The sequence below is a fragment of the Bacillus sp. PK6-16 genome, from assembly GCF_056530295.1.
The window spans coordinates 4,335,846-4,360,800 of the sequence record NZ_CP096511.1; the positions used below are offsets into that span (position 1 = coordinate 4,335,846).

The following is a 24,955-nucleotide window of genomic DNA, read 5'->3' on the forward strand; positions in this document are numbered from 1 at the left end:
AAAAAATAAAGCATAAGTGAATACAATGGAAAACTTATGCTTTATTTTATATGCAAAGCGATACCCAAATCTTTTCACTATTTCTCCTCCACAAACCGCCCAAACTCCTTCAAAAATCGCAGCTTAAAACTCCCCACAGGCCCATTGCGATGCTTCGCCACATGAATCTCCGTCATCTCTTTCTGCTTCGTTTCCTTATCATAATAATCCTCGCGATACATAAGCATAATGACATCCGCGTCTTGCTCAATTTGTCCTGTCTCTCTTAAATCAGATAAAAGAGGGCGCTTATCTTGACGCGACTCTACAGAACGAGACAATTGCGATAATGCTACTACACAAACATTTAACTCACGTGCTAATAACTTAAGTTTACGAGAAATCTCACTAATCTCTTGAAAACGATTGCCCTTATGCTTCGGATCGCCCGTAATAAGCTGCAAATAATCTACAATAATTAAAATCTTTTTATCACCGTGCTTCCTCTTTAACTTACGAGTTTGCATCCAAATATCTTGCACCGTAACCCCTGCATTGTCGTAAATCTCAAGAGGTAACTCACCAATCTCCGCAAACGCCTTACTCACCTTTTCCCAGTCTTCCATCGCAAAACGATGCTTCGGATTTTTCAGCCTACCTCCTGACACTGCACCTACGCAAGAAGCCACCCTTTTCAATAATTGCTTACTACTCATCTCTAACGAAAACAACCCAACCGCCGCGCCAGACTTCGCCGCATGCAGTCCAACATTTAGCGCAAACGCTGTCTTCCCCATCGAAGGACGAGCACCGAGAACGACAAAATCTCCTTCCTGCAATCCGCACGTCATTTTATTTAGCGATGTATAACCCGTCTCAATACCAGTAATCTCTTTCGCATCTTGATGAAGCTCTTCATATAAATCAACTAGCGCATCCTTCAAATCAAACTCACATACACAGTCCTTCTCCTCTAACTCACAAAGTGCCGTAATCGTCTCACCAATAATTTTCTCACTCTTCTCTGCAATAAGACGCTCTCCCATCTTGTGCCCAAGAACACCCGCCTGATACATTTTCCAGGCACCTCGAACAAGCCCCTCATAATAAGAGAAGTTGGCAGTTGTAGGCACACCATCCATTAACCCTATAAAATACTCCATTCCCCCGATCCCCTTCAAAAACTTCGGATCCACTCTAGAAGTGAACGTCACAAGATCAATCGGTTGCCCCTCATCTTCCATCTTTCGCATTAACTGAAATATAGACTTATGCACCGGCATAGAAAAATACTGCTCCGTCAAACGGCACTCCTTAATAAGCTCTCCATCAAGTAATAGAGAGCCTAACACCGTCTTTTCCGCCTCCACATTTTGAATACTCATGGACGCCACCCGCGCTCCGCTAAAAAGCGCTGCAACTCTTCCTCAGACGGCGTATTCTTCTCCCACTCCTCACACCTCGCCAAAAACTCCTCCGTCTCCCCCGTACTAACAGACGACCCCTTCTTCCGGAAATTCGCAGCATCCGCCTCAACCTCAGACACTTTCGTAAACCCTTTCCCGTACCAACCACGCAAAATCCCCTTCACATAAGCCATCTTCCGATTTTTATTCTCATACGAAATTTGAAGAGCCTTCAGCACAAGCTCCTCTGACAAATCATTCATCCATGCATTCAATTCCTCCACCGTAAAAGGAGACAAACTACCAAAATGTTGCTCATAAAACGTGAACACCTTACTTCCCGTCTCTTCCTGAACAACCTCTTCTTCCTCTTCTTCCTCTGCCTCCTCACAAGCCGGCTCTACATCATCCATAGCCAAATCACCAGGCATACCGAAATGCGCTAACAGCATCGGAACATTCATCTCCTCCTCCGCACACTTCTGAAGAAACATATGTACAAACTCCTTATTCTTCACACCCTTAAGCTCACGAAGCACACACTTCTCCACATTCGTATTTGTTACCGGATTATAACGAAGCCAATTCAAAACGAATAACTCCCGCGTATCCGCATCATAAAGAATCTTTCCATAATCAACAAAGCGCTGCACAAGCTTATCAACAGTCTCCCGATTATAACCAGTCTCCATCTCAGCTAACCGCTTCGGAAAAGGAAAAATCCCACACTGCGTCGTCTTCGAACAAGTCAACAAATACACATAAAAATACCGCTCCTCCGGCGTCAAATCCAAAACAAAATCATCCTGCCAAAAATTCACCTGCACAGTACGATACACCGCCATCCTAATTCCTCCCGTCTCCGTTCAAAATGAAAACCTCTTCATAATATATATGGGAGGATGGCCGGGTTTTTGGCGTGTTATTTCAAAATTTTTTTCGACTCCTACTACGGTGTTTGTTATAGTTTTTGTTATGGTTTTGTTTTTTCTTAGTGATTTATTACTTGATAGAGGCTTGTAAGGGGCTTAGGAGGGGCTAGTTATCGGTTACTTCGATTAGGAAGACTCGATTTGAGAAGCCACCTCGTTCTCCTGCTTTCTTTTTACGGATGTTGTTGATTTCTTTTAGTGTTGTGCCTTCGTGTTCGGCTAGGGCGTTGATTAGTTCTAGTAGGTCGGATAGTTCTTCTAGTTTATGTTCTTTAGTATTTGCTTCTAGATATTCAGTTAGTTCTTCTTCTGTTTTTTTGCAGAGTTCTTTTATGTATTCGTCTTTGGGTAGGATTCTTGTTGTGGGTATTTTTCCGTTAGCTTTTATGATTTGTGGGATTTTGTTTCGGATTAGTTTGTTGTAAGTTGGCATGTGGTTTTCCTCCGTTTGGTTTTTCTTCTATTATAATGGAAAAGCAGTTTAACTAGTTGTTAAACTGCTGCATTGCTTCTTTTATATAGTTTTCTTCTTCGGTTGTGAAGAGAGCTGGGAATTCGGATAGTGGGAGGTTTGATTTTTGGATTATATCCTCTATATCACTTTGAGGTATATCAAGATAGTTCGTTACTCCTTCTATTAAATTGAAAAATTCCTTCAAATTAACTTGAACGTCATGATGACTCGGATCCTTCTCTTCTTCCTTATACTTTTTCAACTTCCCTATCACATCCATAAAACGCCGATCAAACTTTTCTTTTAATTCCTTATTATTATAAAACGCTTGAATACTCTCCGTTGAAAAGTGTTCCTCTAACCATTCTTTATTTTCTTTCTCCCATATGAAGGTTTGCAAAAACGAAGAAAACAAAGCGACATCCACTCGTTCTTCCTTTTGAAACTTCTTCGTCATCTCATCCATATGCGAAAGCACCTTCGCAATTCTTTCTTGCTCTGCCAGAAGCACTTCTCTTTGAAAATGCATCTGTCTTAAAAAGACTTCTGTCTCTATATCACGCTGCAATATAATATTTTGAATTTCTCCAAGCGAAAAACCAAGATGCTTAAACGATTGAATTTGTTGCAGCACATACAGATCATCTTTCGTATATAACCGATGCCCACCCTCAGTATAATCGCTCGGTTTTAATAAATTAATCTTGTCATAATAACGAAGCGCCCGCACCGTAACATCCCCAACACTTGCGAACTCACTAATCATCCAAGCCATGTCATCACCTACTCCGATAACTTCTCTTTCACATACTGAAGCATATGAGAAAAACTCATCTCATTCTGCCTACAATATTGAAACAAACCTACAACAAGTAATAAAAAAGGAACATTCCCTCTATAACGATTTTCATACTCGCTAATACCATCATAAAAGTACTCATACTTTCTTTTTCGTAAAACAATATAAATCGCAATAAACAACACTGCAACCATAACAAAAAATTGCTTTCCCTTTACCTCCACTTCTTGTTTCATCACCTATTCTCCTTCCAACGCGTACTTATCTTCTTTAAATAACGGAATTCGAATGAAATAACGATACGGTTCATCACGTATTACTTTCCACGCAACAATGATCACTTGAACTACCTCAAAGATAAATACAATCCAAAACAAAACATCACTAATACGCGAACTAATATTAAATAGAAGAAAGATTAACAAATGAAAGTTGAACGCCTTTCGGCAATGGTACTTGTACACCTCATTTTTACGTGCCAGTGTGATGTACATGAGTAGTGGTGAAAAGATTCCTATTACGGCTGAGAGTAGTAGCATAATGATGGTGTTTCTTTTTTCTTTTGTGGTGGTTTTCATGAGTGGTTTGGTCCCCCCTTTTTTATTTTGTCTTCTTTAGATTAGGGGGTAACGTTGGGGGAGGTGCAAGGAAAATATATAGAAAATTGGTATCACCAATAAATGAAATGTAGTTTAAAAAAGCTTATATTATAACTATGTAATGAATAACAATTACTGATTAAATACCTAGAAAAAAGAACAAGCCATGAATGAAATCACGGCTTGTTAAGTTAATTAACAATTATTTTCCACATGACCTGTAGTATTAGTTTCAATGGTACTAGATGTTTTTAGTTGATTAGTATTAATGTCCGTTCCACTCAGCTTAATACATTTCATGTAGAGTTTTAAAGAAGAGTCATATATATACGAAGTCTTTTCTTCGGATTCTCCTGTATAAAAAACTATCCTGTTCTCATCCATTTGGTAATCAAATTTTAGATTTTTGATATTTTTAAATTCTTCTTCCTTAATGGGGTAAATATCATATTTGAATTTCTGCTTCTTTTCACTATTAGATTTTATAAGCATAGGAAAATGGACTATACTTAATAAAAAAGCTATTGTTCCTGTATTCCATAAAAAGTTTAAATAATTGTCTTTTTCGAGATATTCATATGAAAGAGAAGCAACCATTAATACACTGGAAATTATATGGATTAAAAACAACATGAAATGCCACTTCGTTTTAATAATTTTTTGAAACAATTTGATTGGTAATAAAGTGATAATAAAATAAATAAACATAAAAAAACAAACAATAACATTTAAAATCAAGGCAAAAGAATAAAGATACCCATGCAAACATTGATAAAGAACTATAGCATAAATTAAATAAAATATAGTTCCTAACAATATACCTGTAGCATAAAACCAAAATTTAAGTTTAACTTGATTAGATTTATCTTTGAATCGTCCATCAAGTGCATTAGTTGTTACTACGTTTATAAATTGACCACAAATATACATGAAAGCCCCTGTAACCAATGTTATAATAATAGCAATAATTGGAGAAAATTTACTTATTGTTTCAATTGTTAATCCTGCAAACATTTTTATACATTCCTTTCTTTTTTACTTATTTCAGCAATATTTGTTTTAACTTAGGATCATTTATATTCTTTCTATCCTTATTTCATTATATCACGTTATAACAATAATAAGAAAAAAAGTAATTCCTATATATGTACAGGTTTTAATTCTGGAAGCAAAGAACAATTTATAAAAAAATGCTATACACTATTTGAGTTCACCTATTTTACTTAACTAAACCTTTTACAACATATTTATTCATATTTATAAAAGATAAGTTAGCAAAAAACTCCATCATATCATTTCTAAAAAACGAACCTAAATTACAATCCTTAAACTCCATTATCACTTGTATTTTTTAACACCTTGTCATCATTAAAAATATACAATCCTCTTCCAAATACTATTCTCAATCATATCTTTCAGACCGCTACCCCCCCTTCCATTGTTGAAAGACAGTATCAATTCCTTATCCTTCCCACATTGGAATGACACTATTGGTACTCTCTTTCTTCTGAAAGCCCCGTACACATGTTATAGATGGTAACAATAAGCATTTCTATAACATCTAATATAACTACTTATTCACAAAATAAATCTCTATTTCATTGTTACTATTTAATAATACAAAAGGCAAATGGAATTTCCCCATTTGCCTTTTATATTATTCTACCCCTAAAGCTTTAAACACCGCATCTTCTGCACTTTGATAAAAACCTATTTGAAATTTAGCAAACAATTCGGGTGGTACGGTTGGTATATCTACAGCCGATACCATCGGTAAAAGTATTTTTTTTGCCCCTGAATCAAAACAAACTTGTAATACATTGGCTAATTCTTCTACTTTATTAATTGTTCCACTTATACTAATAGATCCTAATACAACCATTTGACTTTGTACTGGTTTATTCAATGCACCTGAACATAATGCGATAAATGCTGCAAGCGATAACTCACCAGTTAATCCAACACCATGAATATCTTGAATATGCATTAAGTAGTCTTTTGTTGTTGTACTAATAGCACCACTTATATTTTTATTATTTGCTTTAAAGAATCGAAAGGCGGTATCTATACTTTCTTTAGCATCTCGATCTGAATTTAATCCCGTTTTTTCAAACTTACCATTACCACTCACAACTTCTGTTTCCAATTTATAAGTACCAATCATTCCAGTCTTTCCACGAGCAACTGTATAAATATGCCCTGGTTTGTTCATCCCCTCTGGAATTAAAGTTCCTCCACCTTGTTCTGGAACCGATACAAACTCTTCATTCATTGATTCATTATCAATATAAGAGAAATTGACATCATAAAACTCCATGCCACCAATTTTCTTTAATTGTTCCTTCACACGTCTGCGCCCTATTAGAGCGTAACGTAGTACTTCTTCCACATCTTCTTTTATATATTCACCGTTCGGATATAACAACTTAATCAAACCCGAAACAGTTTTACGCACTGCGATTACATCTCGTTGATTTAAATTATTCCCTAATCTAAAATATTTATCGATCGCATCTGAGAAAGAACGTTTTCGCATTTCCCTTAAAAACTCTGCTAAATAATCTGTTATGAAGCCATATTCATTTGTGAAAAACTCGGGCCTCATTTTAGGAATTTCCCACCCAGGTAAATAGTAATGCATTCGATCGAAAAATGCCGAATCATATGCCATTGCTTCTGGGAACGGGTCAAACAAGTGTGAGGTTTTCAATAATACATCTACACTTTGATTAATATTTCCTACAAAAACCATAGAAGCGCTAGCATTTTTTTCTTCACGGCCTCGGGCAAAAGAACCTGAAGCCATATAATCTTTCATAATCTGGATACCATCTTTATCTTTAAATGTAATTCCTGCAACTTCATCAAATGCTACCGTATCCCACATGCCAACTAATCCTATTTTTCTAGTCGACATATTATAAAATAAATTCGCAACCGTTGTTTGACCACCCGATACTAGAATCGAATTAGGTGAAATCTCCTTATAGATATGTGATTTCCCTGTCCCCCTCGGCCCAAGTTCACATAAATTATAATTATTCTCTACGAGTGGTACCATTCTTTCAAGCAAATGCCACTTTACTGTTTCTTCTAATTGAGTTGGTTCCATACCAGTTGAACGAATAAGAACATCGATCCATTCTTCTTTGGAAAATTGCCTTCTTTGTTCAAACATCTCTTCTAAATCCATATTAGGCATTTGAATTGGTGTAACGCTCTCAATGCTAAATGGGCTTTTACCTTTTGATTCTTCATCAAAATAATATTCCATTTTCACAATACACCATATGCCACCTGCAAGGAGCTTATCAAATTCTTTTACATAATGTGAAGAAATGGGAACCCCATTTAATCCAAGATTAGAAAACTCAGCTTCATATATGTCTTTTTTATCATTTAATTTTACGCCAATTTTATCAATGACAGTATACTTGCCAAGCTCCTTAACTTTCGACTTTACTTTCTCTGCTTCATCTGGACGTACGAAATTATCCGATAAAATCTTTTTGACCATTTGTACGCCATCATTCATACTCTTTTCATCGTCCGTTGCACAATACATACCAAGCAAGTACTCAAGTACATATACTGGTACATTCGCACCTTCTTTAATTTTTTTTGTTAAATCTTTACGTACTACTTTTCCTGCAAAATGTGCGTTTAACTTTATATTTAAATCCTCCATCTCCACTCAACCCCACATTTCTTTTAGAAACCAAAATCATTTGTAATGGCTATATCAATCGTAAATGCTACTTTCTCATAAATATTTTCAACAGCCTCTTCTTCATCCTCTAACACTAAATAATATTTCTTCGTTTTATCATAAGTCATGCTTTTTAGCACAAACTTTTCTTTAAACGTACGATCCTCTGGCTTAGAAGACTGACTATCTGCAATAATAATATTTTCATTAGAAATTCGATTTCCGTCTTCATCAGTGAAATAAACCTTTAAGCGCAATGGTGTTTTCTTATCTTCAATTTTTTCCGTTTGGAAGAACTCCAGATATGTAATACTGTTTGTAATCTTTCTTGTTAAACTTGTTAATTTCACTTCTACCTTTCTCACATCATTCTTACTAGACTTACTACGATCATTTTTAAACTTAATTACTGGCACTACTATTTCTTGTAACATCGCACCACCGTGTACATAGTTTGCTCCTGTACCTTGAACAGCGAAACGATTCGCCCCTCGTGGCACTTTTACATACTTTCCAGAACCTTCACCTAACACATAGTCCATTGAAAAATTCATTGTACCTTCTATAGAATTGGATTCACTAGAGATAACAAATCGTCTTTTTTCAATATCTGTATTCAGCACATCTTTTTTCACTTTATCACTAGCTTGCAATGTATCTCGATTATAAATAAATCCGTGATCCGCCGTAATAACAATATTAGATGCGCTAACAGTATTAATAAGCTGATTTACTAAAGAACGAATATCTTTCAATGTTTGTTCCACCGCATGAAACACTTCATGTTCTGTTGTTGCATGATCACCTCGTGCATCAATTACATTATGATAAATATAACTTACTTTTTTTCCAGAAAAGACATCGCGAAATTGTTGACGATTCATTGCGGCTAAATCCTTATATTGAATAGCTGTAGAATCTTTATAATGATTTGAAAGAATCATTGCTCTATTTTCTGTACTTGATGCTTTGTAATCATTTACATATATTTCAGCATTTTCATTAAAAGTGATTGACTTATATGGAAGTAGTGTCGCCATCCCTAAGTCCGTATACGAAGGCAGAACACCTTGCATCGCGACAATATCAGTCGATGCTTTTCGTTCTAAATTCAAAACATTAGACAACTCTTTTGCAGCTTCATAACGGAGTGCATCTGATATAATTACAAACACTCTTTCCTCTTTATTAACGAATGGTTGTACAAATGATCGATAAAATGTATGTTGTGACTCTAGACCTGCAATTGGCCAATATTTTTCTTGTTCCCCCACAAGCGCATCTGACCATTTTATTGCTAAATCATTTATATATACATTTGTATATGTGTTTTCTACTTTATCTCGAAGTGCCCTAAAACCATCTTTATCTTCAATCTGATCGAATGCTACATAAAATTTTCTATACGCCGTGTCTATATTGTGATATTTACTCTCGTATGCTTTAAATAAATCAAATGGCTGTGATTCAGTAATCGCATTACCCATTTCATATATTTGTTGAAATAACTGAATCGCTTGATACAGTGCTTCGTACTCATTACGGAATACACTAAACCAATGTAACTTTCTTCTTGCCGCAATTATTTCTATATATGACGTGTAATCATGAATTGCATCCATTAATTGTTTTGTAATATAAGTAATAATGCTTGTGTCAAAACAACGGAACGTATCTGACGTTATATAATCTTTTATTTCTTTACTTTGCAGATGCTCCGTGACTTTAACTTGTTTTTCCACCGTATTTGCGAGCTCATTGTAAATTACTTCATCCGCACTATGATTCATAAATTGATTCATAAATACAATAGCGTTCATTGGCATAGCTGAAATGTATGGGTGCCATGTTTTTGGTATATCTCCACCCAATGTTTCACTAACATTTGTTAATAAGAAGAAAATAAGGAGTGAATTAATTGACTTATCTTGTAAATTATAGCCATATGTTTTCTCTACAAGGCTCCAAAATGTCTCTTCATCACCAAACTTTTGAATGTTCTCCCAATACTTATTCGTTTCTTTTAGTTGTTCTCTAAATAACGCCTTTATTACTTCATCTAAATTCACAATACTACATTTACATAAAGATGCTAATACAGTAAGATCAATTTGCTCTTCTGTATATTCAGGAACTGAAAACGATTTAAACAATGCTTCACGTTCTTTACTCTTAAAGAACTTTGTGTATTTCTTAAATACATCTCGCAAAGCAGCATCATTTGTTATGCCTAACTCTCGCATCATGACAGTCATTTTATCTGTTGCAAACTCTTGACTATATTTATACACATCAAGTAACCAATCTTCCCTTGCTGAAGGCTTAGCCATATTTGCATAAATTAAAAAGTTAGAATTCACATCATTTTTTTCTACTTCTAACTTAGTAGCGAACATATTATGCGGGGTTAATTTCCAAACACGAACACCCTCTAAATTTAGCTCATCAATATCTTCAAGAAATTCTCCTGGCTCATCATACCAAAAAACAATGTGACGCTTCTTTCCTTCTGTTAACTCTTTATTGAACGTATCTTGTAGGACACGATTTATTTCTTTTGTATTCATACCTCACCAACTCTCAATAGTAAGAAATAGACTCAGCGTTACCGCTGAATCTATTGTAGTTTTCACATATTATAACACGTTAAATCTTTGCTAATAAATTAGCCTTAAGTGGCTTTTTGCCTTCTCCTTGCGGAAGCTCAACATTTTGGAACTTCGCATAGTTCACTTTTACACCATCATCTAAATCAAACGTAACCTTTTGGTTTGCAATATGAGCAATTACTTGATCATAGTGTTGGCACTCAAGGAGTTGTTTTTGCAATTTTTCTTTTTCTTTTTTTGCACGCGTCTTATCCTTTGTTGAAGCATCAGACTCAAGTAATACATCACGACGTGCAATTTCCGCCTCATACTTACGTTGAAGCGTATGAAGATAATCAGTACGAACCTCCGCAACTGTACCAGCATCATAACGATGCATATAAATGAGAGCTTTAAACCCATCATTTTTACCACTATCAAACAACCAATAAATTGGACGTTTTTGATACATCTTCACATGATCCTTAAAGAAATCTTTCAAGAAATAACGACGAATACATTGACGAGATGTTTCATTCGCCTTCTTATTTAATGCTTCTGCAATAAAATCAAGATTCTCTTCTAGCGTCTCTTCACTAAACGTAACACGAACAAACTCAATAAAACGACTTACAATATCATCTTCAAAATACTCATCATCCGTAATTGGAATGATATTATCTGCATCTGCTTTAAATGTTTTATACTTTGTTTCATCAAAATCGCCACCAGCAAATACTAATCCTTCTTGATCTAATGAATAGCGACCAAACATGCAGCCTACTGCGTAGGAGATGAAGGATTTGATGTCACGAGTCAAATCCACCTTTCGAATAGTTATTTCTTTATCAAGCACTTCAGGAGATAATTCCTCCCTCAGTCCATAGAGGTCAATAAATATTTCGTTTAACTTTTCTTCATTTTCTTTCACAGTAATAAAACGACGCTCTAATTCTCGTTCCCAATAAAAGTAAGTCTGTCTAATAGTATTTCTCTCTTCTTTCATTTGAAACAAAGGATGTTTTTTGAAATCCCACGATGTTTCGAAAGAATTCCAGTCTTCTTTGGAAATTACAATGTTTGATTTAGCATTTTTTTCAATCTGCTCCTTGTTTAAATTAATAATAGGTATATTACTTATAGTATCTATTGGATAACTAACTGTTGGATTTATAAGGTTAATTATTGCGTTTGCCGGTTTTGAATTTAAAAAAGCAATAAGATTAAAATCAATTTCACCCTCAAAATAAATTGCATTAGCAGTAACGTCATTTAAGGTATCAGAATCTGATAATTTACAGCTAAATTTATGTTCGCCAATTAACGGCCAAGTAATATTAGCTTTAAAGTAGTTTTCAGGATTTCGTAACCGGTAAGTACTTTTATTAACTCTACTTTTGATTTCTTGAGCATTATTTTCAAGGTTTATTACGTACTCACATGTTCCATACCACTTCTTATTCCCTCCTCCTTTATTATACTTGAACCATTTCCCCTCATAAATATCTTCATATTTTTTTGGGGAAAGATTAATCTTTAACCAACTAACCTCATGCCATAATCTTAAAAATTCTTCATTATTTCCTGTTTTGATTCCGCTATCTAATTTATAATAATCTTTTATTTTTTTATTATTAAAAGCTAATGTAAGCTTTTCAGAACACCAATAAGCAAATATAGTATTTGGGTATAGTTTGAATCTGTCAATTTGAACTTTTTTGTTTCTGATATTCTTTGTAGGAAAACGACTTGGATAATCATTATGGATATCCGAATCAGTAATATACATAAATTCACTTTTAGAATTCAGAACATTATTTCTCCAAACAGTAGCAACTGTTGAAAAAGAAATCATTTGTGATATATCCATATGCATTAAACAAACAACATGCTTATTATTAATGATAAAATTTCTTAATTTTGAAAAGGAACCCAAGAACATCCACGACTCTGTTGTTATCATACTATTAAATCCATTGTCTTTTAAATACCTGAAACCTACCTCAATGAAAACAGAAAGAAAATCTTCTGGAGATAAAAAATTATCGCTAACATATCTATTCAATCGTGCATTCATGTTCTTTCGCCCCATATAAGGGGGATTTGTGACTACAACATCATACTTCCGACACATAATCATCGCTTGTCTGATCAAAATCGGGAATTTTTTCAATAAAACTTCTTTATCCTGTTCTACAAACAAGTTATTGAAGTCCGTGTTTCGAACATATTCAATCCAGTTACTGAGCAATTCAAAATTCACTGCTTCTATATTAATAATCGCCCCATATTCTTTGGCATCTTCAAACATATGTATAATATACTCAGCCGCTCCCAACAAGGCGTCTTTATTCTCTAAAAATTTACTGTTCTCTATTAAATTTCTAATCATTTCTTTGGTGATTGGATTACTCTCTTGAATCGAGCACACATTCACTTCAACCGGTCTCCGAAAAATACGTCTATTATAACTACGCGCCTTCATCATTAATGCAAAGTAAGCAAGTTGGGCTGCACGATCATCAATATCAAGTCCATATAAGTTCTTCTCTAAAATTAATTGAGGAATTTCTCGTTCAGAGTAGCCTGCATGTTGATAAATACTATATAGTACGTCAAATGCATAAACAAGAATATGGCCAGATCCCATACATGGATCTAATACTGTAATATCTTCTGGGCTGAGTTCTTTATTTTTCAACTTTTCTAGTTGCTCTTGTACATCAGGTTCCTGCTCTGCTTCTTCTAAGTAATATTTCCATTGTTGTTGTAAATCTTCATTGGGATGAGATTCGAGCCATAAACGTCCTAATGAGTTTTCCACCATGTATTTTACGATCCATTTTGGTGTAAAGAGCTGTGTTGCTGCCGGAATGTTTTCTTTTGTAATTTTTTTATTTTTCTTCAAATCGGCAAATACTTCATCTTTCTTCTCAGAAATATAGTATTGATATAACCATCCAATAATCTCTACTTGCTCTTTCCAATCATCTTCTTCAATCATGGAAACTAACTCTCGAACAACGGAACCTTCCGCAAGTAAGTTATCCGGTAGTAGTAATTCGGTATAATCTTGAATTTCCTCAAACATCATCGGCATAATTTCACCGAGTTTGTTACATTGCTTGACTAATATGTATTTAAACAAATCTTCTGTTTTGTTCTCATCTTGTAATTGATACACGATGTCTAAGTTTAAGTCTAAATCATCAGCGATATTCGTTACTTCACCGATAACATCCGGTTCGTTTTTCCCCTCTTGCGCTGAAGAAAGAATCCGTACACCTGTTGGTAGATATTCGTTTACTTCCATGAAACGTATTGCAATAAAACGGTTAAACCACGTATAAGAAACTTCTTCAATTACTTGTTTATAGTCTTTTTCTTCGATTTTCTGAATTAGTTTTCTACGTTGTTCTAATTCATAACTTTTAAAGAATTTATTATTAATTCGGAATCCATCTTCATATGTTTCTGGTTCTTTAATTTCAGCTTCTGTAATACCAAGCTCATACGCTTTTTGCTTTACAGCGTCCATTAAATTCGTACGAGCTGATACTGCAAAATTTTTAATTGCAGTTTTATTCATTATGTATTCCTCCATTTTACTTATAGAAAGGGAGGATAGCACCTCCCTTTTCGTTACTTTATACTAATTTAATAACTGAAGCGTCTTCTAATTCTTTTTGTAATTGTTTTCGAATTTCATCTAGTACTGCTTCAATATCTTCTGTATTTTCAATTGTTTTCGTTCCACGAAGAATTGTATTTTTACTAATTGTTTTCGTTTTAGCTTTATATTCAACTATCGGATCAATAACAGTCGCGCCGCCAGTACCAGTAGGTACTGTAGGTGGTGGTGTGACAGGTGGTTTACGTCTTTCAACTTCATTTGCAATGTCATCAATACATCTTACTTTCAATCGATCGCTTTCTGTTTGCATTGCAATTGCTTCATAGAAATTATTTACACGGTTCAATCTATCCTTTATACCGTCAAAATTATTTTTAAATTTGTTAAAGAGCGTACCTTTAATCTCTTCATGCTTATTAAGTTCTTCTAAAACAGTTTGATAATCAGCTTCAATTAAATTCTTAATTGGTTCACATTCTTTTTCTAACAATTCTACAAATAGTTCATCAAACTCTTTAATAAGCCCTGGCAATTGATGAATATTTTTATACGGTTCTTTATGTTTCACAATCTTCGATATACTCTCAATGAAACCAGTTACCTTTTGGTCAGTTACATATGTTTGGTTCTTCTCAAAGATGTTTAATCGTTTCACTGCATCGTCATAAATATCTCGCTGTGTTTCAAAGAAAGCTTTTACAAGTTCTACATCTTCTGCATAATCTAAGAAATCATCTTGTAATTGTTTAGCTTTGTTATAGAAGCTTGCAGTATCTGAAATAGTTACTAATTGTTCAATTATATCTTGGCCATCTTGTAATACATCTTTGCCCGGATAAAATCCATGTTGATAATGAGCTAATAGTTCATTAATTTTGTTTTTTTCTGTTGCTAACATTGCTTTAAATCGATTCATTAATCCGTCTTCATCATCCGGTAAAGCAGTAACTTCAAACACTTCTTTTGAAAGATCTTTAACAACTTTCATTAGTGCAGGTGAAATACGTTCCCTCTTTTTCACAACGACACGTTCTACATAATCACGCTTCGTTATGTAATTTACTAAATCGCGCTCACTTGTTGTTAAATTACTACTATTCAATTGTAATTTAATTTCTTGTCCTTTAAACAATTTAATAATAAATGAAGCAATATCAAGATCTTTCCATCCATATGGTTGTTTTGTAAAGTGGGTTGTGATGCCCTTAATCGTAATCTGTTGGTTGCGGGTTGTTAAACGAGCGATATAGTCATTTACCTCTTTAACCGCTAACTGATTAACATCTTCATTATCGCCTGACAGCGTTAACTGCGTTGTATTTTCAACTAACAATTCATTTAATTGCTTTGCTGTGTCAATAAATTTCTTCACATAATGCAACTTATTATATAAATTATCAATCAATACTTTGAAAGCATCATTAATTCTCTCAACAGGATTTTTCTCTTTCACATCTAACTGCTGCGAGTTAACAAAGATTTCCGCATGTTTTAATGCTTCTGTTACATACGTATGAACGCGATCTTTTCGTTCGTTCGCTTCTCTTGATTTACGCACTTTAATATCTTCGATCGCTTGGGAAGCTGCTGTGCCACTTTTGATTTTCAAGTATGCTTGTATTCTTAATATCTCTGTCATTTCATCTAAATAAGAAGTGTCTTGAGGTAATTTTAATATTACATTACTCTCACGCATAGACATCATTTTCAATTCAGAGTCATTTAATTCAGTCGTTGCATCGAAATATGGCGTGATGATCTTCAAGCCAATATCATTCGTCTGCATACCAATCGGACGATCGTCAATAATTGTATTAAAACTAAAATGATATTTAGGAGAATAACGATATTTTTTATCTTGATAGACTACATTAAAAATGACATCACCAATTTTTTGGATAACTTCCGCTGAGTCAACATGCATATTTTTAATTTCACGGTTAACATCTTGTTCATCATTTGTTAAGAAAATATACTCTTGTCCATTTTTTTGAATTAATGTTTCTTTACTTAATCGAATTAATGAACTTTCAATTTTCTTCTTCAGCTCAATTTTATCGTCACTTATGTTTTGAATCATTAACGTTGCTAAATTTTCTAGGTTTGCAGGTAGTTCTTTTACATATTTAATTAAGAATAATAATTTCAATACTTCTACATCATATTCATTTAAGCGTGAATTGTTTTGAGCATGGATGATTACAGTACGAATACTCGAATCTAAAAATGCTTCAATTGTTTGATAGAACGCCGAAAATGGGATAAGAGCTCCAGTCTCACTTTCAGCATATTTCATTGCTGATTCTTGGAATGCACTCAATAAAGAGCGCTCCCCTTCTGCTAAATGCTTTCCTGATGCCCCATGAATTCGAATACCTGTAAATACTTTTTGTAGTAAATTAAATTGGTATGGAATAAACGGATAAACATCTACGAAATCTTCCTCATTATTAAATATTTTCATTTCTGCTGTATCACCAGAGAATGTAATTAAATTCTTTAAGATGGAACTGTTATCACCATAAAGGAGTCGTAAAGTTTGTTTACCAACTTCGTTTTTTAATAAAATACGTTTTTTAATTACTTCATCTACGTGAGCACTAGACAGGCTTAATCTTGTATCAAAACGACCTTGAATTTTCGAAAAGTCGTTTCCGTTAACTTTAACAACAGAGTCAATATCTTGCTGACTTGTTACCAATACCCATACTTTTCCTCCACACTGCGTTCCGATATCTTCTACTACTGTTTGCAGATTCAACATCAGTTGTGAATCATTACCGATATATTGTCCTAGTTCATCTATAAGGAAAACAACATGATGGTTATTTCCTTTCGCTTCTACATATTCACGCACACGTTTAGCAAAACGATCGATACTAATGAAATAATCCTCTTCCGCACGTTCATACCAATTACGTGCTGCATCTTCACTCATTTTCGTTGTTTTTGACAACGCTTCTATAATCGAATCTTCTTCATAATAAAAATCTTCTCGAGCTTCTTCCCATGTATTCCCCGAAATCTTTTCAAATTCCGCCTTAAATTCCTCATAGCACCCGTCTTTCACCATTTGACGTTCTAAATCGGCTATCCAAGGGATCGAACCACAAAATCCTTGCATTTCATTAAATACTTTATTAAACACTTTTACAATTGCATTTTTATCCGACTTCGAATCCGATTCACTTTTAGAATCAATATTAAAAAGAATTACATCTGTTGTTGTATTTCCGGCCAGCTTCATATCTGCGAGAACCATCGGATCTAATATTTTATTATTAAAAAATGAAATGGCATCCTTATCGATTTCTTTTTCATCCATTACATGTTTATTCTCTAATAAATAAGAAAGGATTTTTAAGAAGTGTGATTTACCAGATCCGAAGAAACCTGAAATCCAAACACCCATTTTATCCGTGTGTCCAGTAATACCTTTTTTATATGATTTAAAGAATTCACCCATATGATGTAACAACTCATTGGTTACGACATACTCATCTAATTCTTGATAAATGTTTTTATCATCATCTTGTCCAACTTTAATAACACCCTTAATATCACGGTTAATCTCTTTTTCAAACATTTTTTGAATTTGCATATACTACCTCTCCTCCAATTCTCTCTATTATTTATCAATCAATTGAAATGCTCTATAGTAATTATCATCTTTGATTTCACCAAATAATACGAGCTCCAGTCCATCATATGTGCCTGGGAAAAACATCACTAACGGTACATTGTCGACTACTTTATGTAAGCTATTTAATATCGTATGCGAGCGAATGATTGGAAACACTTTTCCTACTCCTGTCAAAAAAACAATATCATTAGGTTGTACTCTATCTGTAATATACTGCACAACTAAATCATTGTTACTTGTTAGACGCAAAGCTTTTCGTGTCGCATTTAAAATAAAGTCGCTCCCCTTTTTTTGTTCCATATCGATATTTTTTTGCAAGTAGCCTTTTTCCTCTAATATTTCTAGCATCACTTCATATAAATCGAATTCTCTTATATGTAGAGAACTATCATTTTTTAATCGTTCTTGCATATAAACAATATGTTCTCTCACAAGCATCTCGTATTTCGGATCATAATCAAAAATATAAAACCCTATCTCATTGCCTAATCCTTTATTTTCACGAAAGGATGCATCTGTAATTTTCGGTAAAATTTCATCTAGACGTTCATTTATTCTTCTCACACTATTCACCTACTAAAATATCCATATATATGCCGTCACCTAATGCGCGTATATGTTCTACTACATCAATATTTAATAACGGTCTTTCAATTTCTCGATTACCTTTTTGATTCTTTAAATAACCAGCTTCAAATAATATTCTAATGTACACTTGTTTCAATTTATAAAATGTATAATCATTCCATGATGCAACCTTTTCACTTTGCTGCTGTTTATTTTCAAAGAATATATTAAAATCAGCATCTGTCAGAAAAGTTTCACCAAAAACAAACTTCTCTTTAAAGACTTCATTCATAAATTCAAAAAACAAACGGTCTGTTTTCATAATGGCGTATAATACAATCGCCTTGCTAGATTCTATATCTCCATGTCCAATTCCCCTAATTAAATACTCATCTAATATTTTCAATCGGGCCAAAACACTTGATGCAATTTCCTTTTTTCTCGATTCTGTATTAACTTGAAAAATATTTTCTAAAACCGCCTTTTCTTTCACTTCAAACTCTTTAAACCCTTGATTTAATAGGATTGAAACTTTCTTCATCTCTAAAAACAGAAGTGGACGGGACTTAATAGTTGACTTATAAACCTGCTCTTTTACCATTTTTTCACATTCCTTCGGGCCACTTTTTTGATATTTCTATTGTAACCTTTTAAGCGCATGAATAAAAGGTATTTCTATATTAAAATAAAATCCAGCACTATTTACGTCGCATATATCATCACTTACAAATAAACCAATAAAAGAGTATTAATCACTAAACTTAACCATTCCCCCATACCACCCACTACTCTCCTCCAAAAACCCCCGACTCTCCCCACTATCCTTATAATAAGAATTCCAACCCCGCTCTCTCAAAATCCCCTTCCAACTATCACTCTCCACCATCCTCTTAATCACACCATCCCAATAAGCAACCTCTTCCTCCGTCATATCTTTTGGGCCCATAATTCCTTTCCAGTGCTGGAATATGACGTTGATTCCTTGTTCTTTCCAGGTTGGGATTTCTGGTAGTCGGTCTAGTCGTTTTGGTGCGGATACGGCTAGTATTTTTATTTTGCCGGCTTTGTATTGTTTTTCGGCTTCGGATAGGGTCATGGTTGCGGCGCCTATTTGTTTGTTCGTTAGAGCATTTATGATTTTTTCTTTGTTTTCGTAGACGAAGAATTGTAGTTCGGCAGGGTTTATGCCGAATGCTTTGCTTACTTGTACGAAGGATAGGTGATCGTCGTTCCCTAGGCCGGGGGCAACGCCAATTTTGAAGTTTTTCTTGTTTTGTTTTAGTTGTTCCATTAGTTCGTTTGCGTTTTCTATGTTTGAGTCTTTTGAGACGACAACGACCTCCCAATCCGATGCGAGAGTTGCGAGCGACGTAAAGTCTTTATATGTTAGTTTACTGTGGCCTAGTAGGTTGTTCGTTATGAGTAAGCTTGAGTTAATCGCCAGTACGTGACCACCTTTTTGTTTCGTATATTTCCATCCGACATCACCGCTGCCGCCTACTTTGTTTGTGACAGTGATTGGTTTTGTGAAGATTTTTTCTTCTGTTAGTGTTTTTTGCATCGCCCGTGCTGTTAAGTCCCATCCTGCTCCTTGAACGTTTGGTGCAACGATTTCTAATTTGTCGATGTTCACTTTATTCGTATGGGATTTTTCCGAGGAACAACCAGCTATTACTCCTGTCATGATCCATATACATAGTAATAATCGTTTTTTCATAGTCCTCTTCCTATTCGGTACTTTCGTTCTGGTCGTCCGATAATGCCGTATGTGTATTCTACTGTGCATTCGTTTGTCGCTACTAAGTATTCTAAATATCTTCTTGCGGTTGTTCTGGAGGCCCCCATTTGTTCTCCCATTTCTTCTATTGTAATGCCCTCTTCGAATCCTTTTATAATGTCTTTCACTTTTTGCAGTGTTAACGGATCAACACCAGTCGGTAAGTTTTTTATGTCTTGTGTTTGTGAAATACCGAAGAAGTTATCGATGAGTGCTTGATTTACTTCATTGTTACTATGTAATAGTTGCTTCTTTCTTTTATAGTCTTCAATTGTGCGAACAAATTTTTCTAACGTGACCGGTTTTATAAGGTAGTTGCTTACGCCGTTTCGAATTGCTTTTTCTAGCATATGGTTTTCATTTGCCGCAGTAACCATAATGACGTCAACGTTTGGAAAGTCAGCGTGGATTTGTGGCAATAAGTCTGTTCCAATTCCATCTGGCAAGTAATTATCTAATAGAAGTAAATCGATTTCTTCCTTTTGTAGTAGTTCCATCGTTTCTTTCGCGTTCAATGATTTTCCGATTACTTTTACATCCTTTATTTTTAATAAAAACTCCTCTTGAATTTGCGCGACGCGGAAATCATCTTCTGCAATTGCAACCTTCAACATATGTCCATCCCCCTGTTTGTCATGTACTTTCTTTCAATGTTTTCGGAAGGTAAATTGTAAAAATAGCTCCCCCATTTTTCTCGTTTTGAATTTCAATTGTTCCCTCTAGTAGATCTACCATTTCTTTCACGTTTGCTAGTCCGTAACCACGATCAGTTCCTTTCGTTGAAAATCCTTTTTGAAAAATGATCGTAATTTTTTCTACCGGTATCCCTATCCCGCTATCTATCACTTCAAATACAATATCGTGCCCAATATCCGTAACAAAGAAGGAAACACTCTTTTCCTCTCGTTCGCTCACCGCATCAAATGCATTATCGATTATGTTGCCAAGAATCGTAATAAGGTGCGAAACTTTTATATGGTCTGGTAACGGATGAAGCGCACTATCTCCTTCAATATGAAAATCAATTTTCTTCTCAGACGCTGTTCCGAGTTTTCCTAATAAAATAGCTTGTACTTTTGCATCATGAATTTGATGGAATAAAATATGATTTTGGCTTTGATGAATATTAGATTCTTGCTGGATAAATTCAATCGCCTCTTTGTAATGTCCTAACTGAAGTAATCCTGATAAAACGAAAAGCTTATTTGTAAATTCATGTGTTTGAGCGCGTAAGTCCTCGGAATACTTTCTTACCTCAGATATTGTGTTCACAAGGTTTTGCAGTTCTGTTTTATCTCTAAAACTACATACAACACCTACCGTACTGTTATTTTCGAGTATCGGCGTCATATTTAAAATAAACACCTTATCTTGAAACGCGATTTCTTGATCGTTTTCTAGCACTCTCTCCATATTAAATTCCGGTAAAACTTTTGAAATGTGCTGCTGCATATAATCATCATTCACATGCAGCATCTCTTCTGCCGACGTGTTCATCATCGTAATAAAACCGTTTTGATCGATGGCGATAATTCCTTCTTTTATAGATAGTAGTATCGCACTTCTTTCACGGTATAACGCTGCAATTTCATTCGGCTCTAAACCGAGTGTATCTTTCCTGATGCTACGCGCTAAAAGAATGCCACCAACAATGCCGACTAATAATACTGCTAATGAAAAGAGCATAATTTCTTTCGTTCTGCTCAGTATGTTAGATTCAATACCTTTTATTAAAAACTCTACTGTCACAACGCCTACTACTTGATCGTAATCTCCGTTATGAACAATAATAGGTGCCTTCGCCATTAAAGCCGGGCCACTTGAACCCTTTCCTTCGAGCGTATAGTATCCGCCAAAAGTGAGCGCTTCATAGTTATACGGGTTGTTACTCTTTGTGCCAATTAACTCCGAATTAGAATGGGAATACATAACCCCAAAGCGATCTTCTATAATGACATAATCCGCACCAGCTTGCTCACGAACTTGTTCCGCAATAGATTGAATCGTACTTTTATGCTCGTTATTTTGAAAAGCATCTTTTATAGCAGGCATAAAAGAAAGCGACTTCGCTGTTTGCAGTGCTAACTGTTCTACTTGGCGCTTCGTATCAACGGACTGAATGTAAACAAATATTCCCGCTAATAGGAGAACGACAAATAAAATTAACGTGATAATTAAGCTTACTATTTTCGTTTGCAATGACACTTTGCGTGATTTTTTCATGCTTCATACCCTTTGATAAAATATTCAAAACTATCAATCTCCTTTTTCTATTATTATGACAAAACTAAAAATGAAGCAACTATTAAAAATATCCATGTACATAAAGTACAAAAAGAATAAAATTGTCATAATATTGAGATTTTAAATAAAGAACAGTACAATTCAAATACAATGAACACGCTTTCATATATACCTTTTATTACTAAGCAAGAGGAGGAATTAGTATGGCTCAAGCAAAATCTAACCGAGTCGCCGGCAATATCTTTAAAGGTTCTGTCGGTAATTTAATTGAATGGTACGACTGGTACGTTTACTCTGCTTTCGCCGTTTATTTTTCAGCAGAGTTCTTTCCTAAAGGAGATCCAACGAGTCAGTTACTGAACACAGCAGCTATTTTTGCAGTTGGATTTTTAATGCGCCCTATTGGGAGTTTATTAATGGGACGTTATGCGGATCGGCATGGACGCCGGGCGGCATTAACGCTTTCCATTACGGTTATGGCCGGTGGTTCTTTAATTATTGCCTGTACACCGAGTTACGAAAGTATCGGTATTATGGCACCAATTATTTTAGTTCTTGCTCGTTTACTTCAAGGATTATCACTTGGCGGAGAGTACGGAACTTCCGCAACGTATTTATCTGAAATGGCTAGTAGTGGACGCCGCGGTTTTTATTCAAGCTTCCAATATGTAACGCTCGTTGCTGGACAGATGGTTGCGTTAGGCGTTCAAATTGTTCTTCAGCAATTACTAAGCGAACCAGATATGAAAGCTTGGGGATGGCGTATTCCATTCATTATTGGAGCGATGGGTGCAGTAGCTGTATTATGGCTTCGCCGCACGATGGATGAATCGGAGCAATTCGCAAACATAAAATCACAAAAACTTGAAAGCGCAGGAACCATTCGCGCTCTTATGAAACATCCGAAAGCAGTATTAACAGTAGTCGGCCTAACATTAGGAGGCACTGTTGCATTTTATACGTACACAACATATTTACAAAAGTTCATGGTAAACACAGTCGGCCTTCCGAAAGAAGTTGTAAGCTGGATTAACTTTGTCGCACTACTTATATTCGTCGTACTTCAGCCAATTGCAGGGCTATTATCCGATAAAATTGGACGCCGCCCACTATTAATGGCATTCGGTATTCTCGGAACATTACTAACAGCACCGATCTTCTTCTTCATGGAAAAAACGACAGAACCAATCGTAGCATTTTTACTCATGATGGTCGGTCTCATTATCGTTACTGGTTACACATCGATTAACGCAATTGTAAAAGCAGAACTCTTCCCAACTGAAATTCGCGCACTCGGCGTAGGTTTACCATATGCTCTAACAGTTGCGATATTCGGCGGAACAGCTGAGTTCATCGCATTATGGCTAAAGAGTATCGGAATGGAATCACTCTTCTACTTCTACGTAGCTGGATGTATCGCGATCAGCTTTATTACGTATTGGCGTATGGATGAGTCATCGAAAACTTCGCAGATTGAGGCGGAGCTTGGTGGTGGGGATAGTTTAGTTAATAATAAATCTAGCTAAAATTATGTATTCTATGTTCTTCGTTTATCTGAACTCGATTTGCTTTATCTAAGAAAGCATAATTCATTAAGATATAATTTAAAAACCTCTAATTATATGTAGAGGTTTTTGTATGACGAAAAAACACGTATTATCGACAATTGCAAAAAGCCAGAGATTTTGCCGATGTAGAATTCATTGGTACTCACACCATGCGAAAAACCTTCGGCTATTGGTTCTATAAACAAACAAAAGATGTTGCTATGTTACAAGAAATTCTTAACCATAGCACACCACACATCCCCCTGAAATATATTGGAATTAATAAAGAAGAAAAAGATAATATTCTTGATACATTTCAAATTTAATTTACTTAAAATTACTATTTCAATCATCATAAAAAAGACCTTTTATTTTAAAATAAAAGGTCTTTTTTATAAACATATATGTATTAAGATTTATATTTTTTTACTGTACAAGGAATAGTTACAATGTACAAATCTATAGCATAGATTGTAACCCAGATACCTTTACCTTCAGCTTCTAACTTTTTATCTAGTTGAGACAAATGCTCTGAAACTTTTCTTTTTCCCCATCTTCTAGGAAACCATTGAAAAACCTTAGGAACATTATATTTTTTATTATACCAAGTATTCAATCTCCAAAAAATGAAAAAAAACAAAACAATAATTATAATACGAAAAATATCAGAATATGAAATTCCTAAAACCATATTATATTTTCTCCATTTCCACCAAAACTCAGATAATTTACTTCTTAATTCTAATTCATCCTCTGTTTCGAAACCCTTAAATAATAAATGGATTATTTGATTATGATTAAAAAAAACATTATATTCTTTTGATAAATTACCATGAGGATATGGACAAGAAACATAATCGCATAATTTATTATCAGCTTGTTGTTGCTTTCTTCCATAAATCATAAGAGGTTGATTAATTTCTTCTATAAGAGCTACAGAACCAATTGGTAATAATTAGCCTCCAATTGGAAAATAAGGGACAAACAAAGACAATCTACTCAGCTACCCTAAGATTTTAATGGTTTAATATTTTGATTTTCAAGTTTGCCTTCACAAATTCCTGTTAACACTAATAA

18 protein-coding genes and 2 pseudogenes are annotated in these 24,955 nt (G+C 34.7%); 2 read left to right on the plus strand and 18 right to left on the minus strand.

What is annotated here, in order from left to right:
• Positions 1-77 precede the first annotated feature (77 nt).
• From dnaB to M1D66_RS22355, 16 genes are all read right to left on the minus strand, one after another.
• Entirely contained in the window at positions 78-1,364 is a 1,287-nt protein-coding gene (gene dnaB / locus M1D66_RS22280) for a replicative DNA helicase (protein ID WP_242554819.1), read from the minus strand.
• Positions 1,361-2,230, minus strand: a complete 870-nt coding sequence (locus tag M1D66_RS22285) for a DnaD domain-containing protein (protein WP_242554820.1) — start codon at positions 2,228-2,230, stop codon at positions 1,361-1,363. The genes dnaB and M1D66_RS22285 overlap by 4 nt, the downstream gene beginning before the upstream one ends.
• Before the next feature lie 193 nt (positions 2,231-2,423).
• Entirely contained in the window at positions 2,424-2,750 is a 327-nt protein-coding gene (locus M1D66_RS22290) for a nucleoside triphosphate pyrophosphohydrolase (RefSeq protein ID WP_242554821.1), read from the minus strand.
• Between the two features lie 52 nt (positions 2,751-2,802).
• Positions 2,803-3,546, minus strand: coding sequence for a MerR family transcriptional regulator (locus tag M1D66_RS22295; RefSeq protein ID WP_242554822.1), 744 nt, complete (start codon positions 3,544-3,546; stop codon positions 2,803-2,805).
• Positions 3,547-3,554: 8 nt separating this feature from the next.
• Positions 3,555-3,806: a hypothetical protein gene (locus tag M1D66_RS22300; protein WP_142390979.1), complete on the minus strand. Its 252-nt coding sequence runs from the start codon at positions 3,804-3,806 to the stop codon at positions 3,555-3,557.
• A gap of 3 nt (positions 3,807-3,809) precedes the next feature.
• Complete coding sequence (locus tag M1D66_RS22305) at positions 3,810-4,148, minus strand: DUF4870 domain-containing protein (RefSeq protein WP_221839637.1); 339 nt, start codon at positions 4,146-4,148, stop codon at positions 3,810-3,812.
• Positions 4,149-4,364: 216 nt separating this feature from the next.
• On the minus strand, positions 4,365-5,183 hold the full coding sequence (locus M1D66_RS22310; RefSeq protein ID WP_205687785.1) for a hypothetical protein: 819 nt from the start codon (positions 5,181-5,183) through the stop codon (positions 4,365-4,367).
• Between the two features lie 643 nt (positions 5,184-5,826).
• Positions 5,827-7,857, minus strand: a complete 2,031-nt coding sequence (gene brxL, locus M1D66_RS22315) for a protease Lon-related BREX system protein BrxL (protein ID WP_242554823.1) — start codon at positions 7,855-7,857, stop codon at positions 5,827-5,829.
• Between the two features lie 23 nt (positions 7,858-7,880).
• Positions 7,881-10,445 carry a BREX-1 system phosphatase PglZ type A gene (gene pglZ / locus M1D66_RS22320; RefSeq protein WP_242554824.1) on the minus strand — a complete coding sequence of 855 codons (2,565 nt, stop codon included), beginning with the start codon at positions 10,443-10,445 and terminating at the stop codon, positions 7,881-7,883.
• A 79-nt stretch (positions 10,446-10,524) separates the two neighbouring features.
• On the minus strand, positions 10,525-14,055 hold the full coding sequence (gene pglX, locus M1D66_RS22325) for a BREX-1 system adenine-specific DNA-methyltransferase PglX (protein WP_242554825.1): 3,531 nt from the start codon (positions 14,053-14,055) through the stop codon (positions 10,525-10,527).
• Positions 14,056-14,113: 58 nt separating this feature from the next.
• A complete protein-coding gene (gene brxC, locus M1D66_RS22330; RefSeq protein WP_242554826.1) occupies positions 14,114-17,701 on the minus strand; it encodes a BREX system P-loop protein BrxC in 3,588 nt (1,195 codons plus the stop codon).
• Between the two features lie 27 nt (positions 17,702-17,728).
• Positions 17,729-18,307, minus strand: coding sequence for a BREX-1 system protein BrxB (brxB, locus tag M1D66_RS22335; protein WP_242554827.1), 579 nt, complete (start codon positions 18,305-18,307; stop codon positions 17,729-17,731).
• Between the two features lies 1 nt (position 18,308).
• Positions 18,309-18,911 carry a BREX-1 system RNA-binding protein BrxA gene (brxA, locus tag M1D66_RS22340; RefSeq protein ID WP_242554828.1) on the minus strand — a complete coding sequence of 201 codons (603 nt, stop codon included), beginning with the start codon at positions 18,909-18,911 and terminating at the stop codon, positions 18,309-18,311.
• Between the two features lie 147 nt (positions 18,912-19,058).
• Positions 19,059-20,027, minus strand: coding sequence for a tripartite tricarboxylate transporter substrate binding protein (locus tag M1D66_RS22345; RefSeq protein ID WP_242554829.1), 969 nt, complete (start codon positions 20,025-20,027; stop codon positions 19,059-19,061).
• Positions 20,024-20,701: a response regulator gene (locus M1D66_RS22350; RefSeq protein ID WP_242554830.1), complete on the minus strand. Its 678-nt coding sequence runs from the start codon at positions 20,699-20,701 to the stop codon at positions 20,024-20,026. The genes M1D66_RS22345 and M1D66_RS22350 overlap by 4 nt, the downstream gene beginning before the upstream one ends.
• A gap of 19 nt (positions 20,702-20,720) precedes the next feature.
• Entirely contained in the window at positions 20,721-22,310 is a 1,590-nt protein-coding gene (locus M1D66_RS22355) for an ATP-binding protein (RefSeq protein WP_242554831.1), read from the minus strand.
• Positions 22,311-22,534: 224 nt separating this feature from the next.
• Here M1D66_RS22355 and M1D66_RS22360 point away from each other — a divergent pair, with 224 nt between their 5' ends.
• On the plus strand, positions 22,535-23,857 hold the full coding sequence (locus tag M1D66_RS22360) for an MFS transporter (protein WP_242554832.1): 1,323 nt from the start codon (positions 22,535-22,537) through the stop codon (positions 23,855-23,857).
• Between the two features lie 131 nt (positions 23,858-23,988).
• Positions 23,989-24,204: pseudogene (locus M1D66_RS22365) on the plus strand (site-specific integrase); the annotation flags it as partial.
• Between the two features lie 83 nt (positions 24,205-24,287).
• Here the strand turns inward: M1D66_RS22365 and M1D66_RS22370 are convergent.
• Positions 24,288-24,569: a hypothetical protein gene (locus M1D66_RS22370; RefSeq protein WP_046945335.1), complete on the minus strand. Its 282-nt coding sequence runs from the start codon at positions 24,567-24,569 to the stop codon at positions 24,288-24,290.
• A gap of 24 nt (positions 24,570-24,593) precedes the next feature.
• A pseudogene (locus M1D66_RS22375) lies at positions 24,594-24,782 on the minus strand (DUF4176 domain-containing protein); the annotation flags it as partial.
• Positions 24,783-24,955 lie beyond the last annotated feature (173 nt).

Bases quoted from the DNA above. Each gene is read 5' to 3' on its own strand.
- dnaB (WP_242554819.1), bottom strand. From the start codon at position 1,364: ATGAGTATTCAAAATGTGGAGGCGGAAAAGACGGTGTTAGGCTCTCTA.
- M1D66_RS22285 (WP_242554820.1), bottom strand. From the start codon at position 2,230: ATGGCGGTGTATCGTACTGTGCAGGTGAATTTTTGGCAGGATGATTTT.
- M1D66_RS22290 (WP_242554821.1), bottom strand. From the start codon at position 2,750: ATGCCAACTTACAACAAACTAATCCGAAACAAAATCCCACAAATCATA.
- M1D66_RS22295 (WP_242554822.1), bottom strand. From the start codon at position 3,546: ATGGCTTGGATGATTAGTGAGTTCGCAAGTGTTGGGGATGTTACGGTG.
- M1D66_RS22300 (WP_142390979.1), bottom strand. From the start codon at position 3,806: ATGAAACAAGAAGTGGAGGTAAAGGGAAAGCAATTTTTTGTTATGGTT.
- M1D66_RS22305 (WP_221839637.1), bottom strand. From the start codon at position 4,148: ATGAAAACCACCACAAAAGAAAAAAGAAACACCATCATTATGCTACTA.
- M1D66_RS22310 (WP_205687785.1), bottom strand. From the start codon at position 5,183: ATGTTTGCAGGATTAACAATTGAAACAATAAGTAAATTTTCTCCAATT.
- brxL (WP_242554823.1), bottom strand. From the start codon at position 7,857: ATGGAGGATTTAAATATAAAGTTAAACGCACATTTTGCAGGAAAAGTA.
- pglZ (WP_242554824.1), bottom strand. From the start codon at position 10,445: ATGAATACAAAAGAAATAAATCGTGTCCTACAAGATACGTTCAATAAA.
- pglX (WP_242554825.1), bottom strand. From the start codon at position 14,055: ATGAATAAAACTGCAATTAAAAATTTTGCAGTATCAGCTCGTACGAAT.
- brxC (WP_242554826.1), bottom strand. From the start codon at position 17,701: ATGCAAATTCAAAAAATGTTTGAAAAAGAGATTAACCGTGATATTAAG.
- brxA (WP_242554828.1), bottom strand. From the start codon at position 18,911: ATGGTAAAAGAGCAGGTTTATAAGTCAACTATTAAGTCCCGTCCACTT.
- M1D66_RS22345 (WP_242554829.1), bottom strand. From the start codon at position 20,027: ATGAAAAAACGATTATTACTATGTATATGGATCATGACAGGAGTAATA.
- M1D66_RS22350 (WP_242554830.1), bottom strand. From the start codon at position 20,701: ATGTTGAAGGTTGCAATTGCAGAAGATGATTTCCGCGTCGCGCAAATT.
- M1D66_RS22355 (WP_242554831.1), bottom strand. From the start codon at position 22,310: ATGAAAAAATCACGCAAAGTGTCATTGCAAACGAAAATAGTAAGCTTA.
- M1D66_RS22360 (WP_242554832.1), top strand. From the start codon at position 22,535: ATGGCTCAAGCAAAATCTAACCGAGTCGCCGGCAATATCTTTAAAGGT.
- M1D66_RS22370 (WP_046945335.1), bottom strand. From the start codon at position 24,569: ATGGTTTTAGGAATTTCATATTCTGATATTTTTCGTATTATAATTATT.